Annotated in this window: 22 protein-coding genes and 1 pseudogene; 13 read left to right on the forward strand and 10 right to left on the reverse strand. The window is 69.7% G+C overall.

The genetic code is table 11. From position 1 onward, the window contains the following. Positions 1-149 precede the first annotated feature (149 nt). Positions 150-985 (forward strand): annotated as a pseudogene (sepH, locus tag RPX00_RS08395) (septation protein SepH). A gap of 37 nt (positions 986-1,022) precedes the next feature. Here the strand turns inward: sepH and RPX00_RS08400 are convergent. The 3 genes from RPX00_RS08400 to RPX00_RS08410 are packed head-to-tail and all read right to left on the reverse strand — an operon-like array spanning position 1,023 to position 2,839. Then, positions 1,023-1,376 (reverse strand): MmcQ/YjbR family DNA-binding protein, encoded by a 354-nt coding sequence (locus tag RPX00_RS08400; RefSeq protein WP_406638893.1) that lies wholly within the window; start codon positions 1,374-1,376, stop codon positions 1,023-1,025. Positions 1,377-1,394: 18 nt separating this feature from the next. Next, positions 1,395-1,985 (reverse strand): DUF2537 domain-containing protein, encoded by a 591-nt coding sequence (locus RPX00_RS08405; RefSeq protein WP_406638894.1) that lies wholly within the window; start codon positions 1,983-1,985, stop codon positions 1,395-1,397. A 32-nt stretch (positions 1,986-2,017) separates the two neighbouring features. Beyond that, positions 2,018-2,839 (reverse strand): TrmH family RNA methyltransferase, encoded by an 822-nt coding sequence (locus tag RPX00_RS08410; RefSeq protein WP_406638895.1) that lies wholly within the window; start codon positions 2,837-2,839, stop codon positions 2,018-2,020. 216 nt (positions 2,840-3,055) lie between these two features. Between RPX00_RS08410 and RPX00_RS08415 the strand changes: the two genes are divergently transcribed. The 5 genes from RPX00_RS08415 (at position 3,056) to RPX00_RS08435 (ending at position 7,603) form a co-directional block, all read left to right on the forward strand. Next, positions 3,056-4,552 carry a glutamate-cysteine ligase family protein gene (locus RPX00_RS08415; RefSeq protein WP_406638896.1) on the forward strand — a complete coding sequence of 499 codons (1,497 nt, stop codon included), beginning with the start codon at positions 3,056-3,058 and terminating at the stop codon, positions 4,550-4,552. Positions 4,553-4,605: 53 nt separating this feature from the next. After that, positions 4,606-5,208, forward strand: a complete 603-nt coding sequence (locus RPX00_RS08420; protein WP_406638897.1) for a TetR/AcrR family transcriptional regulator — start codon at positions 4,606-4,608, stop codon at positions 5,206-5,208. A gap of 77 nt (positions 5,209-5,285) precedes the next feature. Further along, positions 5,286-5,960, forward strand: a complete 675-nt coding sequence (locus RPX00_RS08425; protein WP_406638898.1) for a heme oxygenase (biliverdin-producing) — start codon at positions 5,286-5,288, stop codon at positions 5,958-5,960. 115 nt (positions 5,961-6,075) lie between these two features. Next, the gene (locus tag RPX00_RS08430; RefSeq protein WP_406638899.1) at positions 6,076-6,699 is read left to right on the forward strand and encodes a superoxide dismutase; all 624 of its coding nucleotides are present in this window, start codon (positions 6,076-6,078) and stop codon (positions 6,697-6,699) included. A gap of 97 nt (positions 6,700-6,796) precedes the next feature. After that, positions 6,797-7,603 (forward strand): arylamine N-acetyltransferase, encoded by an 807-nt coding sequence (locus RPX00_RS08435; RefSeq protein ID WP_406642836.1) that lies wholly within the window; start codon positions 6,797-6,799, stop codon positions 7,601-7,603. Between the two features lie 257 nt (positions 7,604-7,860). Here the strand turns inward: RPX00_RS08435 and RPX00_RS08440 are convergent, their stop codons facing one another. The 3 genes from RPX00_RS08440 to RPX00_RS08450 form a co-directional block, all read right to left on the reverse strand. Continuing rightward, positions 7,861-9,117, reverse strand: coding sequence for an MFS transporter (locus tag RPX00_RS08440; protein WP_406638900.1), 1,257 nt, complete (start codon positions 9,115-9,117; stop codon positions 7,861-7,863). 185 nt (positions 9,118-9,302) lie between these two features. After that, positions 9,303-9,734 carry a MarR family winged helix-turn-helix transcriptional regulator gene (locus RPX00_RS08445; protein ID WP_406638901.1) on the reverse strand — a complete coding sequence of 144 codons (432 nt, stop codon included), beginning with the start codon at positions 9,732-9,734 and terminating at the stop codon, positions 9,303-9,305. Positions 9,735-9,777: 43 nt separating this feature from the next. Then, positions 9,778-11,241 carry an NCS2 family permease gene (locus RPX00_RS08450; protein WP_406638902.1) on the reverse strand — a complete coding sequence of 488 codons (1,464 nt, stop codon included), beginning with the start codon at positions 11,239-11,241 and terminating at the stop codon, positions 9,778-9,780. 83 nt (positions 11,242-11,324) lie between these two features. Here RPX00_RS08450 and RPX00_RS08455 point away from each other — a divergent pair, with 83 nt between their 5' ends. After that, positions 11,325-11,552 carry a DUF2530 domain-containing protein gene (locus tag RPX00_RS08455; RefSeq protein ID WP_037361579.1) on the forward strand — a complete coding sequence of 76 codons (228 nt, stop codon included), beginning with the start codon at positions 11,325-11,327 and terminating at the stop codon, positions 11,550-11,552. Here RPX00_RS08455 and RPX00_RS08460 read toward each other — a convergent pair. Both RPX00_RS08460 and RPX00_RS08465 read right to left on the reverse strand, forming a co-directional pair. Continuing rightward, complete coding sequence (locus RPX00_RS08460; RefSeq protein ID WP_406638903.1) at positions 11,549-14,341, reverse strand: sacsin N-terminal ATP-binding-like domain-containing protein; 2,793 nt, start codon at positions 14,339-14,341, stop codon at positions 11,549-11,551. The two genes, RPX00_RS08455 and RPX00_RS08460, sit on opposite strands and share 4 nt — an antisense overlap. Beyond that, a complete protein-coding gene (locus RPX00_RS08465) occupies positions 14,338-15,708 on the reverse strand; it encodes a DUF3027 domain-containing protein (protein WP_406638904.1) in 1,371 nt (456 codons plus the stop codon). The genes RPX00_RS08460 and RPX00_RS08465 overlap by 4 nt, the downstream gene beginning before the upstream one ends. A 51-nt stretch (positions 15,709-15,759) precedes the next feature. Between RPX00_RS08465 and RPX00_RS08470 the strand changes: the two genes are divergently transcribed. The 3 genes from RPX00_RS08470 to RPX00_RS08480 are packed head-to-tail and all read left to right on the forward strand — an operon-like array spanning position 15,760 to position 19,025. Further along, a complete protein-coding gene (locus RPX00_RS08470) occupies positions 15,760-16,533 on the forward strand; it encodes a glutaminyl-peptide cyclotransferase (protein WP_406638905.1) in 774 nt (257 codons plus the stop codon). A 38-nt stretch (positions 16,534-16,571) separates the two neighbouring features. Continuing rightward, positions 16,572-18,539, forward strand: a complete 1,968-nt coding sequence (locus tag RPX00_RS08475) for an MFS transporter (protein WP_406638906.1) — start codon at positions 16,572-16,574, stop codon at positions 18,537-18,539. A 9-nt stretch (positions 18,540-18,548) separates the two neighbouring features. Continuing rightward, the gene (locus RPX00_RS08480; RefSeq protein ID WP_378314456.1) at positions 18,549-19,025 is read left to right on the forward strand and encodes a DUF2771 family protein; all 477 of its coding nucleotides are present in this window, start codon (positions 18,549-18,551) and stop codon (positions 19,023-19,025) included. Positions 19,026-19,101: 76 nt separating this feature from the next. Here RPX00_RS08480 and RPX00_RS08485 read toward each other — a convergent pair whose 3' ends face one another. Further along, on the reverse strand, positions 19,102-19,488 hold the full coding sequence (locus tag RPX00_RS08485; protein WP_037718500.1) for a cold-shock protein: 387 nt from the start codon (positions 19,486-19,488) through the stop codon (positions 19,102-19,104). A 130-nt stretch (positions 19,489-19,618) separates the two neighbouring features. On the opposite strand from RPX00_RS08485, the gene RPX00_RS08490 reads away from it, so the two are divergent. Further along, positions 19,619-19,846 carry a hypothetical protein gene (locus tag RPX00_RS08490; RefSeq protein WP_378314458.1) on the forward strand — a complete coding sequence of 76 codons (228 nt, stop codon included), beginning with the start codon at positions 19,619-19,621 and terminating at the stop codon, positions 19,844-19,846. 561 nt (positions 19,847-20,407) lie between these two features. On the opposite strand, the gene RPX00_RS08495 is transcribed toward RPX00_RS08490, so the two are convergent. Further along, positions 20,408-21,028: an HAD family hydrolase gene (locus RPX00_RS08495; protein WP_406642838.1), complete on the reverse strand. Its 621-nt coding sequence runs from the start codon at positions 21,026-21,028 to the stop codon at positions 20,408-20,410. 108 nt (positions 21,029-21,136) lie between these two features. Between RPX00_RS08495 and RPX00_RS08500 the strand changes: the two genes are divergently transcribed. Together RPX00_RS08500 and RPX00_RS08505 are read left to right on the forward strand one after the other, a co-directional pair. Next, a complete protein-coding gene (locus tag RPX00_RS08500; protein WP_406638907.1) occupies positions 21,137-21,748 on the forward strand; it encodes a TetR/AcrR family transcriptional regulator in 612 nt (203 codons plus the stop codon). After that, positions 21,745-22,716 carry a R2-like ligand-binding oxidase gene (locus RPX00_RS08505; RefSeq protein ID WP_043827309.1) on the forward strand — a complete coding sequence of 324 codons (972 nt, stop codon included), beginning with the start codon at positions 21,745-21,747 and terminating at the stop codon, positions 22,714-22,716. Before RPX00_RS08500 ends, RPX00_RS08505 begins: the two co-directional genes overlap by 4 nt. Positions 22,717-22,735 lie beyond the last annotated feature (19 nt).

Consider the following 22,735-nt stretch of genomic DNA (forward strand, 5'->3'; position numbering starts at 1 on the left):
GGTGACCGGTAACCAGGCCGGAGAAAATAGCCCGGAAAGGGTCGTCGGATTGGGTTCGGTTGGGTGAGGCGTCGGCGCGCCTCGCACGTCAAGCCGACGCGCCGTTCTAACGTGGGCACCCACAAAGGTGAACACCGGGGAGGCGAGAAATGCGGGCGTTGCGGGTGGTCGGGCTGCACGAGGACGGAAAGTCCCTCGTGCTGGAGGACCCGGCGAGCCGTACCCGCTTCCTGCTCCCGGCCGACGAGCGACTGCGTGCGGCGGCGAGGGGGACATAGCCCGGCTGGGCCAGATCGAGATCGAGTTGGAGAGCCAGATGCGGCCACGCGAGATCCAGGCGCGAATCCGCGCGGGCGAGTCCGTCGAGCAGGTCGCGAGCAGCGCGGGCGTCTCGACGCAGCGGGTGGAGCGCTTCGCCTATCCGGTGCTGCTCGAACGGTCCCGCACCGCCGAACTCGCGCAGTCGGCGCACCCGGTCCGCGAGGACGGGCCCGACGTCCAGACGCTCGGCGAGGTCATCGCCTACGCCTTCGGCGTCCGCGGCCACGACTACAACCAGGCCACCTGGGACGCCTGGCGCGGCGACGACGGCAAGTGGGTCGTCGTGCTGCGCTGGAAAGCAGGCCGCTCCGACAACCGCGCGCACTGGTCTTTCTCGCCCGGCGCGCACGGCGGAACGGTGCACGCGCTCGACGAGAACGCCGAAGTCCTGCTGAACCCGAACTCGTACGTCGCCCCGCGCACCGTGCGCGCACTGGCCCCGGCGCGCGATTCGGTGGTGCAGCCGACGCTCGACGCCGTCGAGGAGCCGCGCGCCATCGAAGGCCCCGAAGAGGGCGACGACGACACGCGCGAGATCCCGCGCGTCCCGGGCGAGTCCGACGGGGACGACGCCGAACAGCCGCGCACGAAGGCCAAGAAGAACCATCCGATCGTGCCGTCCTGGGAGGACGTGCTCCTCGGAGTCCGCACCCAGCGCGGCTGACCCTGACCTGAACGGCCGGAACCGCGGTTCCGGCCGTTCAGGTGTCCAGCAACGCGGCCAGCTTCTTCGGCGCGACGTGCCGGTAAGCCTCGCGCACGATCTGGTCCACCTCGGTCCAGTCGACGTCCACGTCGAGCCGCACCCCGAGCCATCCGTGCACTCCGACATACGGCGGCCGGAAGAACCGCTCCGGCTCGGTGCGCACCAGTTCCTCTTGCACGCCGGGCGGTGCGGGGCACCAGAACGCGAGCTTGTCGTCGTGGTGCCGGTCGGCGAACATCACGAACGTCTTGCGCCCCCGGACGAACCAGGTGGGCTCGCCGTGGCTGAGCCGTTCGGTGGCTTCGGGCAGGGCGAGACAGAGCGCGCGCAGCTTGTCGAGCGGAGCCATCAGGCCAGTATCCGCGAGTCAGAACACCGTGGCCAGCACGCCGATCCATGCCAGCACCAGCCCGCCGCCCGCGCCGTACACCGCCCAGCGCAGGATCGGGACCTTGCGGCCCAGCCACAGTGACGGCGCGACCCCGCCGGTGACCACCAGCGAAGCGATCAGCGCCAGCAAGGTGCTCGTCTCGCGGGCGAGCGTGCCGGCCAGCGCGAGCATCGCCACGACCACCACGGCGGCGGCGAAGGCCGACACTGTCAGCCCGGTGAGCCAAGGCGTCGGCTCCTCCGGCGGCCGGGGCCGCGCTGGCTGATCGGGCCTCGGCGGCGGCTCGACCACCGTCTCCACCCCGGTCACCGGGTCGACGAAGCGCACCTCGGTGCCCATCACGGTGGCCAGGCGCGCGGCGAGCTGGCGGCCGCGTTGCGAGACGACCGAACCGGCGACGTCCGCGTCCGACTCGGACCGCGCCACCGCCGACGCGACGCGCGCCCATTCGTGCAGTGCCTGGGCCAGGTCGGCACCGATCGCGAGCCGGCGCGGGTCGACCTCCCGCGCGTGCTCGCCGCCCGGACCGGCGAGCACCGCCTGCTCGCCGCGGATCCGCAGCTCCATCGTGCCCCTCCCCGCAAGAAACGTGCCGGGGGTCACTCTAGTGGGGCGACCCCCGCCGAGACTTCGTGGAACGCGATCGCCGCGGCCGTGGCGACGTTCAGCGAGTCGACCCCGGACACCATCTCCACGCGGACCGCGACGTCCGCGGCCTCGATCGCCTCGTCGGTCAGCCCGGGGCCCTCCGCGCCGAGCAGCAACGCGATCGGGCCCGGCACCTTGTCGCGCAATCCGCGCAGCGGCACCGAATCCGCTCGCGGCGTGAGCGCGGCCACGGTGAAACCCCGTGCCCGCAGCACATCCAGGCCGCCGGGCCAGCTGTCGAAAGTCGCGAACGGGACGCGCAGCACGTGTCCCATCGAAACGCGCACACTGCGCCGGTAAAGCGGATCCGAACAACCCGGACCGAGCAATACCCCGCCGACGCCGAGCGCGGCCGCGTTGCGGAACAGCGCGCCGAGGTTTTCATGATCGCCGACGCCTTCGAGCACCGCCAAAACCTGTGCGCTGTCCACGATTTGAGAAACCGTCGGCGGCTCCGGGCGGTCCGCGACCGCGAGCACGCCGCGGTTGAGATGGAAACCGACGACTTCGGCCATTGTTTCCGCCGACGTCACATACGCGGGCACGTCGACGTCCGCGAGTTCGTCTTCCAATTCCCGCAGCCGCCGCTCGACGCCGAGCAGCGCTCGCACCGGATAGCGCGAAGCCAGCAGCCGTCCGACGACGACAGTTCCTTCCGCGATCACGAGCCCGCGCCCGCCGGGGCGGTCCGGGCGACGGTCCGCAGTGGACAGATCGCGGAAATCGTCGAGGCCCGGATGCGCCCGGTCCTCGGTGAAGATCAGTTGAGCCACATCGGACAGTCTCGCACCCGGCCTAACCCGTACCGGTTAGGCCGAACGCGTGGGCGCATTTACTGCAAACGGCCTATTTTCGCGCAGGGTCAACCCCCGGTGACGGAGAGCACCAGTTTGGCCGCTAGCCCATGGCGCCGCGCTGTGCGACGGTGGTCTGCCTGGCACCTAGCCGCCCAGACCACTGCGGACAGCAGCCAAGGAGCGCGTCGAACAATGGGAACGGATCTCTCGGCTCACCCCGGCCGGCTCGATCGCGGACGGTACCGCCGAAAGGTCCAGCGCTGCCTGGACACGCTGGCGCGGATGCTCACTGACGGGAGTTTTTCCTTTCCCCGCAAGAACATCGGGCTCGAAGTCGAGCTGAATCTGGTGGACGGGCAGCTGCGCCCGTCGATGACCAACTCGGTCGTGCTCGAGGCGATCGACGACTCGTCGTTCACCACCGAACTGGGCCAGCACAACCTGGAACTCAACGTTCCGCCGCGCCCGCTCGCCGGGGATTCCGCGCTGCAACTGGAAGAAGATCTGAACTCCTACCTCGCGAAAGCCGAGGCGAGCGCGCTCGACACCGGCTCGTCGGTGGCGATGATCGGCATTCTGCCGACGCTGCGCTCGGAGCACTTCGACCAAAAGTGGCTTTCCCACAAAACGCGCTATTCGTCGCTCAACGACGAGATCTTCGCCGCGCGCGGCGAGCGGATCGCGCTCGCCATGGACGGCCCGGCAATGCCAGGAGCCCAGCCGGAACGGCTGCGGCACTACGCGGAGTCCATTCTCCCGGAGGCCGCCTGTACTTCAGTCCAATTACACCTGCAGGTCGCCCCCGAGGAATTCGCCGCGCACTGGAACGCCGCGCAATGCCTGGCCGGCGTGCAGATCGCGCTCGCCGCGAACTCGCCTTTCCTGCTGGGCAAGGCGCTGTGGCACGAAACCCGGATCCCGTTGTTCCAGCAGGCCACCGACACCCGGCCGGAGGAGCTGAAAAACCAGGGCGTCCGGCCCCGGGTGTGGTTCGGCGAGCGGTGGATCACGTCGATCTTCGACCTCTTCGAGGAAAACGTCCGCTATTTCCCCGGCCTGCTGCCGGAGACTGATCTTGAGGACCCGATCGAAGCGCTCGAATCCGGGCAGGCGCCAAAACTTTCCGAACTGCGGTTGCACAACGGAACAATTTGGCGATGGAACCGCCCGGTGTACGACGTCGTGGACGGCCTGCCGCACCTGCGAGTGGAAAACCGCGTGCTGCCCGCCGGCCCCACGGTCGCCGACATGGTGGCCAACGCGGCGTTTTTCTACGGCGCGCAACGGGCGCTCGCCGAACAGGAGCGGCCAGTCTGGTCGCAGATGTCGTTCCAGGCCGCGGAAGAAAATCTGTACGAGGGCGCGCGCAAGGGCTTCGACGCCCAGCTGTACTGGCCCGGCATCGGCTGGATCCCGCCGGACGAGCTGGCACTGCGCGTACTGCTCCCGCTGGCACACGAAGGCCTGCGCCGTTCGGACGTGTCCGACGAAGCCCGGGTGCGCTACCTCGGCATCATCGAACGCCGATGCCTGGCCCGCCGCAACGGCGCGGCGTGGCAGCGGGACTACGTGCTGCGCGCACACGAACGCGGTGCCGACCGCGAAACCGCGCTCAACTGGATGCTGCGGCGGTACCTGGAGCTGTCGGCGGCGGGCGAGCCGGTGCACACCTGGTCGCTCGACGGCTGAGCCGTTTTGCGCCCTCCCCTAGAGTGTTTCGCACGGGAAAGGGGGTGGCGCGCGTGCCGAAGGTGCTGGGCGGTTCGCTCGAAGCGCACCGCCGCGAGGTGCGTTCACGGGTGTTCGAGGTCGTCCGCGCGCAGCTGTACGAGCGCGGGTTCGACGCGATCACGCTCGCCGGCGTCGCCGCGGAGGCCGGGCTCGGCCGCACCGCGATGTACAACCACTTCCCGGACAAGGAAAGCCTGCTCGTCGCGTTCGTGGAAGACGAGTCCGCACGCTACGTGGAGCGGCTGCGCGAGGCGGTGGACGCTGAACCAGACCCGATCGCCCAGCTGGCCACCTTCGTCCGGCTGCAGCTGCGGGTGCTGGCCGAACACCACCTCCCGCCCGGCACCGCGCTGGAGTCCGCGCTCGCGCCCGCGGCGTATCAGCGGATCAGCGCGCACGCCGACCCGATTATCGAACAGCTCCGCGCGGTGCTGCTCGCCGGAGTCGACGCGGGCAGCTGGCCCGCCCAGGACCTCGATGTGGTGGTTCCGATGATCACCGCCGCACTCGGCAGCCGGCAAGTCATCGACGTGCCCGCTGACCAGCTGGAAGACGCGATCGAAGCCGCCGTGCGCTTCGTCCGGCGGGCGGTCGGTTCGCGGGAAAACCACTGATTTTAGGGTAGCCTAAGTCCCATCCGTGGCCTACAGTCTTTCTGACAGCTTGTCATAAAGACGTCGGGAGGCCTTTGATGACGGTGACCGCGGACCTCGAAGCCAGCCCGTTCTCCGGACAGCTGCGCGCGTCCACGAGGACGGTGCACGAGAAGGCCAACCACTCCACGTACATGAACGCGCTGCTCGGCGGCGAGCTGACGCTGGCGGGCTACACCGCGCTGGCCACCCAGTACTACTTCATCTACCAGGCGATCGAGCGGGCAGGCGACGCGATGGCCGACGACCCGGTCGGCGGCCAGTTCGTGTTCGAGGAGCTGCGCCGGCTGCCCGCGCTGGAACGCGACCTCGCCCATCTGGTCGGGCCCGGCTGGCGCACCGAGATCGCCCCGCTCGCCGCCACCGAGGCCTACACCGCGCGGATCGCCGAGGCGGCGCGCTGGTCCGGCGGGTTCGTGGCGCACCACTACACGCGCTACCTCGGCGACATCGCCGGCGGCCAGATCATCCGGCGGCTGCTGGAGAAGAAGTTCGACCTCGCCGAGGCGGGCACGCTCTTCTACCGCTTCGACGAGATCGGCAGCGCCCCCGCGTTCCGCGACCGCTACCGCGCGAAGCTGGACGAGGCGCCGTGGAGCGAGGACGACCGCGCCCGGGTGATCGACGAATCGGTGATCGCCTTCGAGCACAACGTGGCGGTGTTCGACGAACTGGCCCGCGACCTCGCGCGGTACCGCGATCCGGCCGCGTGAGCCGGGTCACGACGGGGTTGACCTCCACCTAGCTTGAAGTACGAGGCTCGGTTTCAGAAGGCTCCCGCACGGGAAGCCGCAAGCGAAACCGCGCGTCGACCAGAAGGAGGGCCCCATGGCCCGGTACGAGCTGCCCGAACTCGATTACGACTACGGTGCCCTCGCGCCGTCCATTTCGGGTGAGATCAACGAGCTGCACCACAGCAAGCACCACGCGACGTACGTGAAGGGCGCGAACGACACCCTCGACAAGATCGCCGCCGCGCGCGAGGCGGGCGACTTCGGTTCGATCGTGGGCCTGGAGACGACGCTGGCGTTCAACCTGGCCGGGCACGCCAACCACGTGGTGTGGTGGAAGATCCTGTCGCCCGAGGGCGGGGACAAGCCGACCGGGGAGCTGGCGGCGGCGATCGACGAGGCGTTCGGATCGTTCGACAAGTTCAAGGCCCAGTTCACCGCGGTGTCGACGACGATCCAGGGCAACGGGTGGGGCGCGCTGTCGTGGGACCCGATCGGCAAGACGCTGATCACCCAGCAGCTGCGCGACCACCACAACAACCTGATCCTGCCGACCACGCCGATCCTGCTGGTCGACGTGTGGGAGCACGCGTTCTACCTGGACTACAAGAACGTGAAGCCGGACTACGTCAACGCCCTGTGGAACATCTTCAACTGGGCCGAGATCAGCAAGCGCTTCGACAACGCCGTCGCCGGCGGCAACGGCCTCCTGCTCGGCTGAGGCCCCCGGCAGCTCTTCCCGGGGCCCGGCCTGGCGAGGGCCGGGCCCCGTTTTTTCGCTTGACCTGGAGTGCACTGGAGGTGTGAGAGTGGAACCCATGGACGTCGACGCCTACCTCGCTCGCCTGGACCTGCCGGTGCCCCCGGCGGCCGACCTGGCCGCGCTGCGCCTGCTGCAGGAGCGGCACCTGATGCACGTCCCGTTCGAGAACCTGAGCGTGCACCTCGGGGAACCCATCGAACTCACCGAAGAAGCACTCTTCGACAAGATCGTGCGCCGCCGTCGCGGCGGCTTCTGCTACGAGCTGAACGGCCTTTTCGCCGCCCTGCTGCGAGAGCTGGGCTTCGCCGCGACGCTGCACCCGGCGCGGGTCTTCAACGACGCCGGCGTGCCCGGCCCGCCGCTGGACCACGCCGCCGTGCTCGTCCAGATCGGCGACGAGCAGTACCTGTCGGACGTCGGCTTCGGCAAGTTCAGCCGGTACCCGCTCGCCCTGTCCGCGGTCGAACCGCAACGCGACCCCGAGGGCGAGTACCTCCTCCTGGACGCCCCGCACGGCGACGTGGACGTCTTGCGCGACGGCAAGCCCGAGTACCGCCTGGAGCGCCGCCCACGGCACCTGTCGGACTTCGCGCCGATGGCCTGGTGGCAGTCGACGTCGCCGCAGTCGCACTTCACGCAGAGCCTCACCTGCTCCCGCCCGACCGCGCAGGGCCGGGTGACGCTGTCCGGCGACCGGCTGATCGAAACGGTCGACGGCGTGCGCCACGAGGTGCTGCTGCCGAACGACGAGGCCGTGCGGATGGCGTATCACGTGTACTTCGGCCTCCGGCTGCGCCGCCTTCCGGTCCGGCCGGGCGACCATCCGCTGGAGACTCCGAACCCGACCCCGCATCCGTCCTGACGCTCACGTCGTGAACGGCCTTGCCCCCGCGGCGAAAAGCCCTGACCATGAACAGAGCCCCGCATCCCGGGGTTCCCAGGTTGCGGGGCTCTGTCCGTTCCCGAACTGACTGCCGCTCCCACCACGAAGCGGACATGTATGAGGTTAGCCTAACCTCACCAATCGAGGCAAGACCGTCCCAGCGGAGACCTCAGTCTCACCCGCCCGAGTGACAACTTTCGGCGGTCGCCGCACTGCCTGACTGCCATTCCCGCAGGTCAGACCCGTTCCCGGGGCAGGATCCGCAGCCCGTTGCCGAGCCGCCGGGGCAGCCGCACGCCCCCGCGCCGGATCAGCACCACCGCGCACACCACCGCCGCGATCGCCGAAATCGCGCCGCCGATGTAGAACGGCGACCGGCCGCCGAACGCGTCGGCCATCCAGCCGGTCATCGGCCCGCCGATCGGGTTGCCGCCGATCAGCACCAGCACGTAGATGCCCATCACGCGACCGCGCATCTCCGGCGACACCGACGTCTGCACCAGCGCGTTCGCCGTGTTCAGGAAGGTGATCGTGGCGAACCCGAGCGGGATCAGCCCGATCCCGAACGCCAGGTACGTCGGCATGAACGCGGTGATGAACTCGAACGCCCCGAGCAGCGCCGCCGACACCAGCATCAGCCGCACCCGCGGGCGGCTCTTCACCCCGCGCCGAGCGGACGCCAGCGCGCCGGTGAAGGTGCCGACCGCGACGAGCGTCGACAGCAGGCCGTAGCCGTCGGCCTGGGTGTGGAAGACGTTCGCGGCGACGATCGGCAGCGACGTGAAGTAGGTGATGCCGAACGTGCTGACGAAGAACATCAGCACCATGACGGTCACCAGGTCCGGCCGCCCGCGCACGTAGCGCAGGCCCTCCATCAGCTGGCCCTTGGCGCGCGGGATCGCCGGACCGCGGAACAGCTTCGCCGGGTTCATCAGCGCGAGCCCGGTGATCACCGCGATCGTGCTCGCCGCGTTCGCGATGAACAGCCAGCCGGTGCCGACCCAGGTGATCGCGAATCCGGCGATGGCCGGTCCGACGATGCGGGCCATGTTGAAGATCGAGGAGTTCAGCGCGACCGCGTTCGCCACCTGGTCACGGCCGACCATCTCGGCGACGAACGACTGCCGCGTCGGCACCTCGATCGCCGAGGTCGTCCCGAGCATCACGCACAGCAGGTAGACGTGCCACAGCTGGGCGACGCCGGTCAGATCAAGCACGCCGAGCAGCACGGCCTGCAGGCAGTTCACCGACTGGATCAGCATCAGCAGCCGGCGCTTGTCGACGCGGTCGGCGAGCACGCCCGCCCAGAGCGACAGCAGGAGCGTCGGGATGAACTGCAGCGCGACCGCGATGCCGAGCGCCACCGGGTTGTTGCCGGACAGCGTGAACACCAGCCAGTCCTGTGCGATGCGCTGCATCCAGGTGCCGATGTTCGAGATGACCTGGCCGCTGAAGAACAGCCGGTAGTTCCGCACGCGCAGCGACGAGAACATCGTGCGGCGGGTCTTGGAATCCGCGGAATCGGTGGTACTGCTGGCTTCCGCCTCGGAAGACGATTTCCCGGCTGCTTCGGAATCGGGGCCGGGTGGAGCGGAACTGGACGGCGGAGGTGCCGTGTCCCGGGTAGCAGAGGATTGGGCCGGACTTCCTGTTTCGCTACCCGTGGTGGTCACCTGTGCTAGTTCCCCGCCATCCTGTCGATGATCTCCGCGGCTCGGGAGAGCACTTCCCGCTCTTCCTCGCCGAGTTCGGCCAGTTGCCGGTCCAGCCATGCCTCCCGCACCGAGATGGCCTTGCGCACGAACGCGAGCCCGTCGTCGGACAGCTCGACGATGGCCTGGCGGCCGTCGGTCGGATGCGGCCTGCGCTCGACGAACCCCATCTCCTCGAGCGCGGCGATGACCCTCGTCATCGAGGGCGGCTGGACGCCTTCCTTCGCGGCGAGCTGACCCGGGGTCAGCGGACCGCACTTGTGCAGGGTGGACAACGCCGCGATCTGCGTGAGCGACACGTCGTCCGCCACCCGCTGTGCCCGGAGCCTGCGGTTGAGCCGCACCACCGCGAGACGCAAGCGGCTCGCCAGTGATCGCTCGTGCGGGTCGCCGGACATATAGTTAGCATACCTCACGACCTGGGTCCGGTGTTTACGCCGGTCAGGCGAGTGCGGCTTCAATCGGTCCGACGGCGAAGTAGGCGACGAACGCCACCGCGATCGCCCACATCAGCGGGTGCACCTTCCTGGCCTTGCCGGTGACCGCCTGGATTACGACGTAGCTCACGAATCCGGCGCCGATGCCGTTGGCGATCGAGTAGGTGAACGGCATGACCACGATGGTCAGGAACGCGGGCAGCGCGATCCTGAAGTCGGTGAAGTCGATGTCGCGGACCTGCGCCATCATCAGCGCGCCGACCACGACCAGCGCCGGCGCGGCGGCCTCGACCGGCACCACCTGGTACAGCGGGGTCAGGAACATCGCGGCGATGAACAGCAGGCCGGTCACGACGTTCGCCAGCCCGGTCCGCGCGCCCTCCGCGATGCCGGACGCGGATTCCACGAACACCGTGTTCGAGCTGGCCGAGCCGAATCCGCCGGCCGCGCCCGCGAGGCCCTCGACGAACAGCGCCTTGCCGACGTTCGGCAGCTGGCCGTCCTTGTCCACCAGCCCGGCTTCCTTGCCGAGGCCGGTCATCGTGCCCATGGCGTCGAAGAAGTCGGCGAGCACGAGGGTGAAGACGAGCAGCACCACGGTGATGATCGGCAGCCTGGTCCACGCGCCGAAGGACACGTCGCCGACCAGCGACAGGTCGGGGAGGCCGACGATCTTCTCCGGCAGCGCCGGGTAGCCGAGGTTCCAGCCCTTCGGGTCGGTGCCGTTCGACTGCCCGGCCTTCACGATCGCCTCGACCACGATCGCGAGCACGGTCGAGCCGAGCACGCCGATCAGGATCGCGCCCTTGACCTTCTTGGCCACGAGAACCGCGGTGAGCAGCAGCCCGACAACGAACACCGCGGTCGGCCACGAAGCGATCGAACCGCCGATGCCGAGCCCGACCGGCACCGTGGTGTGCGCGTCGTCCGGCAGCCGTCGCACGAATCCGGCGTCGACCAGGCCGATCAGGCAGATGAAGAGCCCGATGCCGACCGCGATCGCCGATTTCAGCGCGGGCGGCACGGCGCGGAACACCGCGGTGCGGAACCCGGTGAGCACGAGCAGGACGATGATCACGCCCTCGATGACCACCAGCCCCATCGCCTCCGGCCAGCTCATCTGCGGCGCGATGGTGACCGCGAGCAGGCTGTTGATGCCGAGCCCGGTGGCGATGCCGAACGGGTAGTTCGCGACGAGGCCCATCAGGATCGTCAGCACGCCGGCGACCAGCGCGGTCACCGCCGCGACCTGCGGCACCGGGAGGATGTGGCCGAGCACGTCCTTGTGCGCGGACGGGGTGTCGGCCGCGAAACTGCCGATGATCAGCGGGTTGAGGACCACGATGTAGGCCATCGTCACGAACGTGACCACGCCGCCGCGGATCTCCCGCCCGGTGCTCGACCCGCGTTCGCTGATCCGGAAGAAGCGGTCCAGTGTGGACCCGGCCCGTTCGCGCTGCTCCGCCATTTCCCCGCCTGTCTCGCTGTTCCGTCCCGGGTAAGCTCAGCACCGTGGACGAACCGACCAGTGCTCCGGACACTCCGGCTGCTTTGCGGCACACGCCGGATCTGCCGAAGCGGCTCACCGACCTGACGCCGGTGGTGATCGTAGGTACTGCGCTCTGGCTTGTCGCGCTCGTGGTGCTCTTCTTCACCAGCGGGGGCGTGTGGTTACAGACGTGTATCGCCGGGATCGCGCTCGGGTTTATCGGATTCGGGATTATTTTCTGGCAGCGGGCGGCGGCTCGGCGCGGGTCGAAGTCGGCGCAGCGGCTTTAGTTCAGCAGGGTGCGCGGCGCGGGGTCTTCCAGCAGCGCGGTGATGCGGTAGCGCTCGCCCCAGTGGTCGCTCGCCCAGGCGAAAGCGCGCGCCAACCCTTCGGACGTGTCCGCCGCGTGCAGCCGATCGTCGGACCACCACGGCACCTCGGCCGTCTCGCCGTCGACCGTCACGGTGAGCGGGTCATGCAGCAGCACGCCACCGTCTGGCAGCGCGATGTCGAGCTGATCCGCGGCGAGCGCGAGGGCGGGCAGGTCGGCCCACGCGACGTACTCGCCAGTGCTGTCGACCTCCGCGTTGAGGCTGCTCGCGAGCGGGACGTCGAGAAGTTCCGCCAGCCGCTCCGGTTCGGCCGGTGCGACCAGGATTTTCGCCGGAGGCAACGCGGCCGCGACCCACGGCACGTCCAGCACCACGGCTTCCTCGACCACGGAACCGTCCGCCGCACGGACTCGCGCGGGCGCGTCGACGTCCGCGATGGTGATGGGCGCGGCCACCAGCGCCGCGTGTGCGCGGGCCACTAGCCCGGGCGTCGGTGTCCGTTGTGGATCGCCGAGCCGTTCGAGCAGATCGGTGACGTCTTCCGCGGTCTCGAGGTCCAGCCCGGTCCGCACGCCGGCCGCCCGGAGCAGATCGTCGCTCAGGTCGAGGTCCGGCACCGGGTCGTACAGCCCCGCCAGCGCGGTCGCCGAAGCGAGCCGCCACGAGCCAGGCGCTTCCCCGGCCAGCAACGCGTATCGCGCGAGCCACCAACCGGCGTGGCCGTCCGGGCTGTGCAACGCCTGCCAGGTTTCCGGACGCGCCGCGATCAGCCGGAGCGCGTCCGGCCAGGCGTCGTCCGCGACGAGGTCGAGGTCCCGAATGGACACCACCGTCGTCGGCGGCTGTTCGAACGAATCCCACCACTGCTCTTCGTCCGGCAGATGGTGATCGGGTTCGTGCGGTTCCTCGTCCAGCACGACCGCGAACGAGTCGAGCACCTTCGCCGCGACCAGCGTCCCGGTCGACCAGTCCTCCGCGAATTCCTCGTCCAGCACGGAAAGCGCGCCACCGGGCTCGAACACCTCGGGGTCGATCACGTCCAGCAACGGCGACGTCGGAAGCACCAGCTCGTCCGCGCGCCGCCAGCCGTCCTCCGAAGGCAGCGCCAGCGCACCGATCCATTCCGGAGCCTGGTCGGCGCAATCCGCGACCAGCCGGAGCACCGCGCCCGCGAGATTCATTCCGTCCAAACCGGACTGAACGTCGGCGACGCTGTGCTCCACCGCATACTGCACCTGCTCCGCTTCGAGCAGCTGCCGCGCGTCCGCGTGCTTGGCTCCCAGCAGTTCCAGCAGTTCGTGCGCCGCGCCCGGATGCACCAGCCGGAGCCCCGGAACGTCCACATCGGACAGAAGTTCCCGGAGTTCGCTGCTGCCGTCGACGAGCAGCGCTCCCTTGACTCCCGGCAGCGTCCGCCCGTCCGACAACGGGACCGGCAGGCCGTCCAGCTGATTCGCGCTGAGTGCGTGGCTTTCGACCGCGATCGCCAGCGCCGCGTACAGCTTCCGCCACCACTCGGGCTCGCGGTCAATGCCGGTCAGGACTTCAAGGACGTCGCCGATGCCGAGAATGTGCGCGGACACCGGCTTGAGCAGCCGCGGATTCGCCTGCACCAGCCCCGGAATGACGTCGGCGAGCAGCGGGGCCAGCCCGTCGACATCGAGCACCCGAGCCTGCTGCCCGGAGACTTCCTTGCCGTCCACTGTGGCCAGCCAAGGCTCGTGCGCGAGCGCGGCGTACACCAGATCTTTCAGCTGCGAGTCCACAGTAGACAGCGGAAACCCAGCCGCAGGCACCAAAGACGGCCGATGCTCTGCCGCTACCGCCCGCACTAGCCCGACATACTCACTCGCCGCCTTCTCCAACGCACGAGTAAGCCCCTCTCCGGGAAGCACCCTCCTGCGCGACGGCTCCAGCGGAACCTCAGCAATCAACCGAGCGGGCAGCGAAAGCCCCTCGTCGGTCGGCGTCGGCGCGTGCAGCAGATCGTCCTCAAGCGGCTGCGGAACCCCTTCCGCGTCAACCGGAACCGCCCAGACGCCGTGCTTCAGCCAGCGCCGCTGCCCAGTCGGCGAAGCGATCTCGACGATCTCGTCGCCGGAGCGAGTCCACTTGCGACCGTCCACTTCGGCTTCAGCCAACCAGGGCAGCGCCAGCAGGAGATCCTCGATCTCGTTCGCCAGCCCGTCGAGCAGCCCCTCTTCGGCCTCCCGCAGCGGCAACCGCACCTCGGTCGCGAACCCGTCCGCTGGCTGTTCCGCGATGGGAAACGGCAGACGCAGCACCGGAACGTCGCCGTCCCGTCCGGATTCCTCCCGCGTGCGCTGCGCGGAAAACGCGACCCCGCCGGACGTGGAAACCACCCGCGGCTCGTCAGTGACCGTGAGAACGGCCGCGAACCCGACCCCGAACCGGCCGACAGTCCCTTCCTTGGCCGAAGCCCGCAACGATGCCAGCGATTCGACGCCCCGGGTATCCAACGGCGCGCCGGTATTCGCGAACCGCAGCTCACCGTCCACAACGGACACTCGAATCCGCCCCGGTTCGCCCGCGATCTGCGCGGCGTCGGCGGCGTTCTGCGCGAGTTCGACGAACAGCCGATCGCGATACGCGCCGACGCGAAGGTCGCGCTCGGAGTTGGTGTCCTCAGTGAAGCGAGTGGGTGAATCGCGCCAGGCGCTCAGCACCGCTGCCCGCAGCCGGACTGTCCCGAAAGGATCAGCCGCTCCCCCAGCGACTTCGTTCACCGGAGGACATCGCTCCCGTCAGAGTCGCCAGCCTCGGGTGCGGCCGACTCGACGACAACCTCCGCGGCCGTACCCGCCGCCGAAGCCTCGACGACATCCGTGGCCTCAACCGACTCCTCAGCGGCGACCGGCTCGGCAGAGGAGTCCTCCTCAGACACCGTCTCCGCCTCAACCGGCTCGGCAGCCTCCGCCGCGACCGGCTCAGCAACCTCCGCCGTCTCAGCGGCAGCTTCCTCCGGCTCCGCGGCCGATGCCTCAGCGGTTTCCTCCGCCGCAACCGGCTCAGCCGCCTCCGGAACCTCCGCCACTTCACCAGCGGCTTCCTCGACAGCCGCGACCGGCTCAGCCACCTCGGGCTCTGCCTCAGCCGCGGCCTCAGCAATCTCCGCCGACTCCGCCGCACCCGGCTCGGCCGCCACCCCAGCGGTCTCCTCCGCCGCAACCGGCTCAGCCGCTTCCGCAACCTCAACAGCAGCTTCCTCGACAGCCACTTCCGCAGCCGCCTCCGGCTCCACCGTCGGCACCTCAGCGGTCTCCACCGCCGCAGCCGCCGAGGCTTCCTCCACCACCGCCGGGTCCGCCGCCACGGGCGGCTCGGGCGCTGTCTCCGGGGCCGGAGCGAAGTCGATCAGCGAATCGTCGTAAACCAGCTCCGCGACCGGCACCGAGGAGGTCACCTCGACCCGGACCTCCGAATGCGCACCGCAGCCGTAAGCCACGTCCACGACGTGCCCGTCCGCGGGCGCGATGTCGTTGGTGCAGGCGCCGAAGGCACCCCGCAGCGAACCGGCCAGCGGCACGAAGAAACCACAAGTTCCGCAGGTCGCGGGCGCGCTCCGGGCCATATCCGACCGCGGGCCGAACTCGCCGCTGTGCCAGCGGGCGGCCGCGTCGAGCCTGCCGTAGCGCGAGAGGACCTGGACCCGGCCGAGGCCGACCTCGTGCGCGGTTTCCTCGACTGCCGGGTCGTCCGACTGGAGGTACGCGGGCGAGAGGCGCGGATCGTCCTTGTCCGCAGGGAACAGGTCACCGACACCGAGGTCGCCGGCGCGCACCCGCTGCTCCCACGGCACCCACGCGGGCGCGACCAGTGCCTCGGGGCCCGGCTGCAGCACCAGCTCGCTCACCGTCACCGGCTCGTCCGGTCCGGCCACCGCGACGGTGACCGACCAGCGCCAGCCTCGGTAACCGGGCACCGACGCTTCGAAGAGGTGGCTCGCCGAGACCGCGTCCTCGCGTTCCACCCCGACGTGCTCGCCGACCTGTTCAGCGGGAGCTTCCTCCAGCACGGCCTCCCGCGCGACGGCCACGGCGTCCGCGAGCTTCCGGTGGAGAGAGCCGTCGTCCAGGGTCAACAGCAGCGTCATACCCCCAATTGTGCCGCACGCATCCGCGCCGCCCGTGCCAGGCTGTTCCTCGTGCGAACCCAGATCGTCTGGCCCCTGGTGGCCGCCGCCCTGCTAGGCGGGTGCGCGGGCACCCCAGCGCCGCCCGCCCAGCCCGAACGGCTCACCGTCCAGGTGCTCGGAACCCTGCCGCACGACACGACGGCCTTCACCGAAGGTCTCGAGTACTCCGGCACCACGCTGTACGAGAGCCGCGGCCTCGAAGGCCAGTCCGCGCTCACCGCGGGTCCAGCCGGCGGCACACCAGCCAAACAGGTGACCGTGCCGTCGCCGCTGTTCGCCGAGGGCATCACGGTGCTCGGGCCGAAGCTGTGGCAGCTGACCTGGCGCGACGGAATCGCCATCGAGCGCGATTCCCAGACGCTCGCCGAACTGCGCCGCGTTCGTTACGAGGGCGAGGGCTGGGGGCTGTGCCACCAGGCCAACGGGCGGCTGGTGATGAGCAATGGGTCGTCTAAGCTCACTTTCCGTGATCCGCAAACGTTTGCGGTCACCGGATCCGTCGAGGTCGGCCAGGATCAGCTGAACGAACTGGAGTGCGTCGGCGACTCCGTCTACGCGAACGTGTGGCAAACCGGCACCATTCTGCGCATCGACGCCGCTACCGGACGGATCACCGCGAAGATCGACGCCAGCGGTCTCCGCACCCCGGCCCGTCCGGGCGAGGACGTGCTGAACGGCATCGCGGCTATCCCCGGCACGGACGAATTCCTGCTGACCGGGAAGCTGTGGCCGTCGTCGTTCCGCGTGAAGTTCGTCCCGGAAAATCAGCGAACTGGCACGTGAGCGGGCGGCGCGGGACCCCCATGAGGCAGGATTGAACCGTGGCACTCTTCAGCTCGCGCTCCGGTTCCGACAGCCCCCTCGGCGGGCAGTCGGGCAAAGGCCGTGGGCGGAAGAAGCGCCGCTGGACTCCCGAGCCGAACGCGGCGCAGGCCCGTTCGTGGCGCGAGGCCCCGCCGACGCGGGTCGATCAGGCCGTTGACCAGCGCGTTCGCCAGGCTCCGCCGGAGTACGCGCCGGAGCCGCCGCGCGCCCGGCCGGAGCGCATCCCGCCCGAACCGCCGCGGACCGAGCACGTCGATCCGCGTCGCGGTCATCCCGGGCGCAGCGCGTTTTACGACGACGCGCCGCCATTCCCGCCGACCGCCGACGAAGCGCCCACCGGTGCTGTCCCGATGGGACACCGGCCGCCGCCACCGCCACCGCGCGGTGCCCGGCCGTATCCGCCGCGCGAACACCGCACCGAGCCGGTGCACCCGCGGCCGTACGACGACCGTCCCGGCAGCGCCGGCTACGAGCACTACGACACCGGCGGTTACGCGGGCGAGCCGCGCATCGACGAGCAGGAAGACGCGCTGCACACCACCGCCGTCCCCGGTGCGGGGTCGGTGCCGAAGCTGCCGAAGAAGCTCACTGTCACGCGGGTCGCCGCGCTGCGCAGCCGTCAGCTGAGCGGGCAGGCGATCGGCGCGTTCCAGCGCGCCACCAAGGCAGACGGCGCGGACAAGTCCGGTCTCACCTCGCTGATGTACGCGGTGATGCTGAACTACGCCAGCGACGCCGCGATGGCGATCGCGCTGGCCAACACGCTGTTCTTCGCCGCGACCAGCGGCGAGAGCAAGGGCAAAGTCGCTCTGTACCTGCTGATCACGATCGCGCCGTTCGCGCTCGTCGCGCCGGTGATCGGCCCGGCGCTGGACCGGATCCAGCGCGGCCGGCGGCTCGCGATGTGCGTCGCGTCGATCGGGCAGGGCCTGATGGCGGTCGTGATGGCGCTGCACTTCGACGACTGGCTGCTGTACCCGGCGGCGCTCGGGATGATGGTGCTGTCGAAGTCGTTCACCGTGCTGAAGGCGGCGGTCACGCCGCGCGTGGTGCCGCCGGAGATCACGCTGTCGAAGACCAACGCGCGGATCACCGTGTTCGGCCTCATCGCGGGCGGCGCGTTCGGTGCGCTGGCCAGCGGGGTGAGCAGCCTGAGCAACTCCTCGGGCGCGCTGTGGTTCACCGCCGCGATCTGTGTGGCCGCGGCCGTGCAGTCGATGCGGATCCCGGCGTGGGTCGAGGTGACCGAGGGCGAGGTCCCGACGTCGCTGTCCGCGCGGCCGGAGCCGAAGCAGAAACGACAGCGGCAGCCGATGGGCCGGCACATCGTCGTTGCGTTGTGGGGCAACGGTTCCGTACGCGTGCTAACAGGGTTCCTGATGATGTTCGCGGCCTTCGCGGTGAAGGCGCAGACCGAACACGCCGGGCACAGTCCGTTCGTACAGCTGCTGTTGCTGGGCATCATCGGCGCGGCGGCCGGAGTGGGCGGGTTCGTCGGCAACGCGCTGGGTTCGCGGCTGCACTTCGGTTCGGCAGACCAGGTGATCGTGGCGTGCGTGGCGGCGTGTGTCGTGACGACGTTGGTCGCGACGCTGCTGCCCGGCCTCGCCACGGCGGCGATCGTGGGCCTAATCGGCGCGACGGCCAGCGCGCTGGCGAAGATCAGCCTCGACGCGGTGATCCAGGAGGATCTGCCGGAACAGTCCCGCGCGTCGGCGTTCGGGCGTTCGGAGACGGTGCTGCAGCTGTCGTGGTGCTTCGGCGGCGCGGTCGGTTTGCTGCTGCCGCCGACGTACTGGATCGGGTTCCTGGTCGTGACGCTGCTGCTGGCGGTCGGGCTGACGCAGACGTTCCTGGTGCAGCGCGGCGGATCGCTGCTGCCCGGGCTCGGCGGCAACCGCCCGCTGCGCCCGGAGCCGACCGGCAGCTTCCCCGCTCCGGGGGCCGGCCGGGGCCGCCGGTAATCTCGGGACATGCGACGTTCCCGGGTGATGGCCGTGCTCGCGGCCGGTGGTTTCGCGGTGGCCGGCTGTTCCGCGCCGGGCCCGGCCGAGGTGACTTTCTACGCCGACGGGCACACGATCACCGCCGCGCCGATCGGCAACTGCGACATCAAATCGGGCGTCTGCGCGGCCAACCCCGGCGCGACGGGCAAGCTCAAGGTGCGGCCGGGCCGCTCGGTGCAGATCTCGGTGCCGAAGGAGATCGCCGAGACGCCGTGGAAGGTCACCGTGCAGTACGTGAACAGCAAGGGCGAGCCGCAGCCGCTGAAGGAGGACATCATCACCTCCCGCGACCGCTACGCCTACACCGCGACCCCGCCCGCGAAGGACGACCAGATCGTGGTGGTCGAGATCGCGCAGGCGTCGGTGATCAGCCGCACCGGCGACCCGAACGACGCCGAAGCGGTCACGACCGCGCTGTGGTCACTGCAGGTGCAGCCCGCCTGACCGACACGGTGAAGGGCTCCTGGCCGGAATTCCCGCCAGGAGCCCTTTCACGATTTTCAGGCTTATGCGCGGCTGATCACGGGTCGAGGTCGCGCGCGACCGCGCGCATGATCTCCGCGATCTGCTTGGTGTTCTTGCGATCCGGGTACCGGTTGCGCCGCAGGTCCGGCTGGACCTTCAGCTCAAGCAGCTTGATCATGTCCTCGACGAGGCCGTGCAGCTCCTCCGCGGGACGGCGGCGCGCCTCGGCGACCGACGGCGGCGGATCCAGCAGCCGAACCGACAGCGCCTGCGGCCCGCGCCGGCCGTCGGCCACGCCGAACTCGAGCCGCTGCCCGGCCTTCAGGCCCTCGACGCCGTGGGGCAGGGCGGCCTTGCGGATGTAGACGTCGGCGCCGCCGTCCTGCGTGACGAAGCCGAACCCCTTCTCCGCGTCGTACCACTTGACCTTGCCGGTCGGCACTTCCCTCACCAGTCCTTCTGCTGTGCAGGTCACGACGAACGCGCCCCGAGCGATCTCGAGGCGCGCGTCCGACAAGCGTATCTCGACACAGGCGCTGGGGAGAAGCGGATACTCCCGTTACCCTCACCGCATGGAGAACGCAGCGAAGCAGACCGGCAAACCGATCCTCATGCGGCTCGGCATCGGCCTGTTCGCCATCGGCATGCTCGCGGTGGCGACGGTGTTCGTGATGTTCGCCGCCGGACTCGAAAACCTGCCGGTCTGGCTCAGCGCGGCCGCCGGGGTGATCACGCCGCTCGGGCTGCTGCTCGGGCTGATCGCGCTGATCAAGGAAGCCCGCGCCGGAAAGCACGGCTAACCAGCGGTCCAGCCCCGCGCGCGCGACCGCTCCGCTTCGGCCGGGCTCCGACTCGACGCGCACAGCCCGCTCAGCCTTAACCGGCCTGCGACTCGACCAGTTCGACCCGCGCAGCCCGAGCCACCCCGGCTGACCTGCGGCACGACCGGCTCAACCGCGCCACCCGGCACCTCGTCAACCGCTCTGCGGCTCAACCAGCTCAGCCCGCTCCGCCTGGGCTGGGCCGAGGCTCGCCCGGCTCCACCCGTGCAGCCTCAGCTCGTCCGCGGCCCGACCGGCTCAACCTCCGCAGCCACGCCATCCGGCACCGCCTCGGCTGGGCTGGGCCTCATCCGACTCCACCCGTGCAGCCTCAACCAGCCTGCGTCCCGGCCAGCTCAACCCACGTAGCCCACGCCACCCGCTTCGCCTCGGCTGGCCCGCGACTCGACCTCAGCCCGGCCCGCGCAACCCGCACAGCCTCAACCGGTCCGCGCCCCAGCCAGCTCAACCCACGCAGCCCGAACCACCCGCGCCACCCGGCTCAGCTGACGACGGCAACCGCTTCACCTAGCTCCCAGCTCACACCGCCGTCTCCACAAAGGTCCGCGCGAACCAGTCCGGGAACTCGATCAGCGAGTCGAACACCACGTCGGCACCCTCCTCAGCCAGCTCCTCGCGGGTGCACGGCCCAGTCGCCACACCGACCGAAATCGCACTGGCCGCTCGCGCACCTCGCACATCGCCGAGATGGTCGCCGACGTACGCCCGCGCCTCGTGTTCCAGCAAGGCCGCGCCTTTCTGCGTGGACCACAGCTCACCGACCAGATCGTCGACCTCCAGGCCCAGCGCGTCGATGTGCATCTGCGCGTTGGGCCCGTACTTCCCGGTGACCACGAGCGTGCGCCCGCCCGCCGCCCGGACCGCGTGCAGTGCCTCGGCCGCGCCGGGCAGCGCGACCGTGCTTGGCACGACCACCTCCGGGTACAGCTCGCGGAACTGCCAGATCAGCTCGGGGATCCGGTCCTCGGGCGCGCCGAAATCGCGCAGCGCCTGATCGAGCGGCGGCCCGAGGTTCGCGGCGAACGCCTCTCCGTCGAACGGCAGCCCGGACTTCTTGCCCAGCGCGTTCATCGCCGCGACCATGCCCGGCCGCGGGTCGATCAAAGTCATGTCGAGGTCGAACCCCACCGTGATGCCCACGTCCCACACGGTAGCCGCCCCCACCGACAGTTCCGGGGAGCCGCTGTACACGTGCACCATCCAGGTAAAGCTTCTTGACACAGATTCATCCTGTGTCAAGCTGGCGATGTGACCAGCTTCACCGAGCGGACCAAGGCGACGCTGCGCGAGGCGCTGCTGGACGCGGCCGCGGACCTGCTCCCCGACCGCGGCCACCAGGGCCTCCGGATGGCCGATGTCGCCGCGAAAGCCGGGGTCAGCAGGCAGACGGTCTACAACGAGTTCGGCAGCAAGGCGGCGCTCACCCAGGCCGTCGCGCTGCGCGTCGCGGCGGAATTCCTCGACGGCATCCGCTGCCGGTTCGAGGACGCGGAGAGTTTGCTCACGGGCATCCGCGGGGCGGTCGTCTACACGATCGAACACGCCAGGGAGAACCGGCTGATCGCGGCGGCGCTCGGCACCGAGGCCGGCGAGGATCTGCTTCCCCTGCTGACCTCGCGCGGCGAGCCGATCCTCACCGCGGCGGCCGATCTCGCGGCACAGCAGTACCTGACGCTCGAACCCCGGCTCACGGCGGAGGCCGCGGCGCTGCTCGCCGAAACGGTGGTCCGGCTGTCGCTCAGCCATCTGGTGCTGCCGACGCATTCCGCACCCGAGGCCGCGGACTCGGTGCTCGCGGTGCTCGCCCCCGCCATCGACCAATTCGTCCACAATGGAGTGAAACGAGAGGGCCAGTCATGACCGAGACGCTTCCGGAGCTGCGCAGCGGATTCTCGTCCCTGCGCAAGGGCGGGCTGAACTGGGACTCGTTCCCGTTGCGGCTGTTCGTCAAGGGCAACAAGAAGTTCTGGAACCCGGCGGACCTCGACTTCAGCCGGGAACGCGAGGGCTGGGAAAGCCTGACGCCCGAACAGCAACGCTCCACCACCTACCTCGTGGCGCAGTTCATCGCGGGCGAGGAGGCGGTGACCGAGGACATCCAGCCGTTCATGCGCGCGATGTCGTCGACCGGCCGGTTCGGCGACGAGATGTACCTGACGCAGTTCTGTTTCGAGGAGGCCAAGCACGTCGAGGTCTTCCGGCGCTGGATGGACGCCGTCGGACTGGACGACGACCTGCACTCCTATGTCGCGGAAAACCCGCACTACCGCAAGCTTTTCTACGAGGAGCTACCGCAGTCGCTGCGCGCGCTGGAGGACGATCCCAGTCCGCTCAACCAGATCCGCGCGAGCGTGACCTACAACCACGTGATCGAGGGCAGCCTCGCGCTCACCGGGTACTACTCGTGGCAGCTGATCTGCACGCAGAACCAGATCCTGCCGGGAATGCAGGAATTGGTGCGCCGCATCGGCGACGACGAGCGCCGCCACATGGCGTGGGGCACGTTCACCTGCCGCCGGCACGTCGCCGCGGACGACGCGATGTGGGACGCCGTGCAGGAACGGATGGGCGAACTGCTGCCGCACGCGCTCGGCATGATCCAGTGGGTGCAGGACCAATTCGAGGAAGTCCCGTTCGACAACGACCCCGAGGAATTGATCCAGTACGCCGCCGATCGCGCCCAGCGCCGCCTCGGTGCGATCGAATCGGCCCGGGGCACGCCGGTCGAGCAGATCGACCTCGACTACTCGCCCGAACAACTCGAAGACACCTTCGGCGAAGAAGACGAAAAGGCGCTCGCCGAAGCCGCCGCGGCCGCGTCTGCCTGACCTAGACCGGCGGCCGTCC

The organism is Amycolatopsis sp. WGS_07, assembly GCF_045278895.1.
Classification (GTDB): domain Bacteria; phylum Actinomycetota; class Actinomycetes; order Mycobacteriales; family Pseudonocardiaceae; genus Amycolatopsis.

Excerpts from the sequence above, each read along its gene's own strand:
- RPX00_RS08400 (WP_406638893.1), bottom strand. The coding sequence starts at position 1,376 with ATGGCTCCGCTCGACAAGCTGCGCGCGCTCTGTCTCGCCCTGCCCGAA.
- RPX00_RS08405 (WP_406638894.1), bottom strand. The coding sequence starts at position 1,985 with ATGGAGCTGCGGATCCGCGGCGAGCAGGCGGTGCTCGCCGGTCCGGGC.
- RPX00_RS08415 (WP_406638896.1), top strand. The coding sequence starts at position 3,056 with ATGGGAACGGATCTCTCGGCTCACCCCGGCCGGCTCGATCGCGGACGG.
- RPX00_RS08425 (WP_406638898.1), top strand. The coding sequence starts at position 5,286 with ATGACGGTGACCGCGGACCTCGAAGCCAGCCCGTTCTCCGGACAGCTG.
- RPX00_RS08430 (WP_406638899.1), top strand. The coding sequence starts at position 6,076 with ATGGCCCGGTACGAGCTGCCCGAACTCGATTACGACTACGGTGCCCTC.
- RPX00_RS08435 (WP_406642836.1), top strand. The coding sequence starts at position 6,797 with ATGGACGTCGACGCCTACCTCGCTCGCCTGGACCTGCCGGTGCCCCCG.
- RPX00_RS08440 (WP_406638900.1), bottom strand. The coding sequence starts at position 9,117 with ATGTTCTCGTCGCTGCGCGTGCGGAACTACCGGCTGTTCTTCAGCGGC.
- RPX00_RS08445 (WP_406638901.1), bottom strand. The coding sequence starts at position 9,734 with ATGTCCGGCGACCCGCACGAGCGATCACTGGCGAGCCGCTTGCGTCTC.
- RPX00_RS08450 (WP_406638902.1), bottom strand. The coding sequence starts at position 11,241 with ATGGCGGAGCAGCGCGAACGGGCCGGGTCCACACTGGACCGCTTCTTC.
- RPX00_RS08465 (WP_406638904.1), bottom strand. The coding sequence starts at position 15,708 with ATGACGCTGCTGTTGACCCTGGACGACGGCTCTCTCCACCGGAAGCTC.
- RPX00_RS08480 (WP_378314456.1), top strand. The coding sequence starts at position 18,549 with ATGCGACGTTCCCGGGTGATGGCCGTGCTCGCGGCCGGTGGTTTCGCG.
- RPX00_RS08490 (WP_378314458.1), top strand. The coding sequence starts at position 19,619 with ATGGAGAACGCAGCGAAGCAGACCGGCAAACCGATCCTCATGCGGCTC.
- RPX00_RS08505 (WP_043827309.1), top strand. The coding sequence starts at position 21,745 with ATGACCGAGACGCTTCCGGAGCTGCGCAGCGGATTCTCGTCCCTGCGC.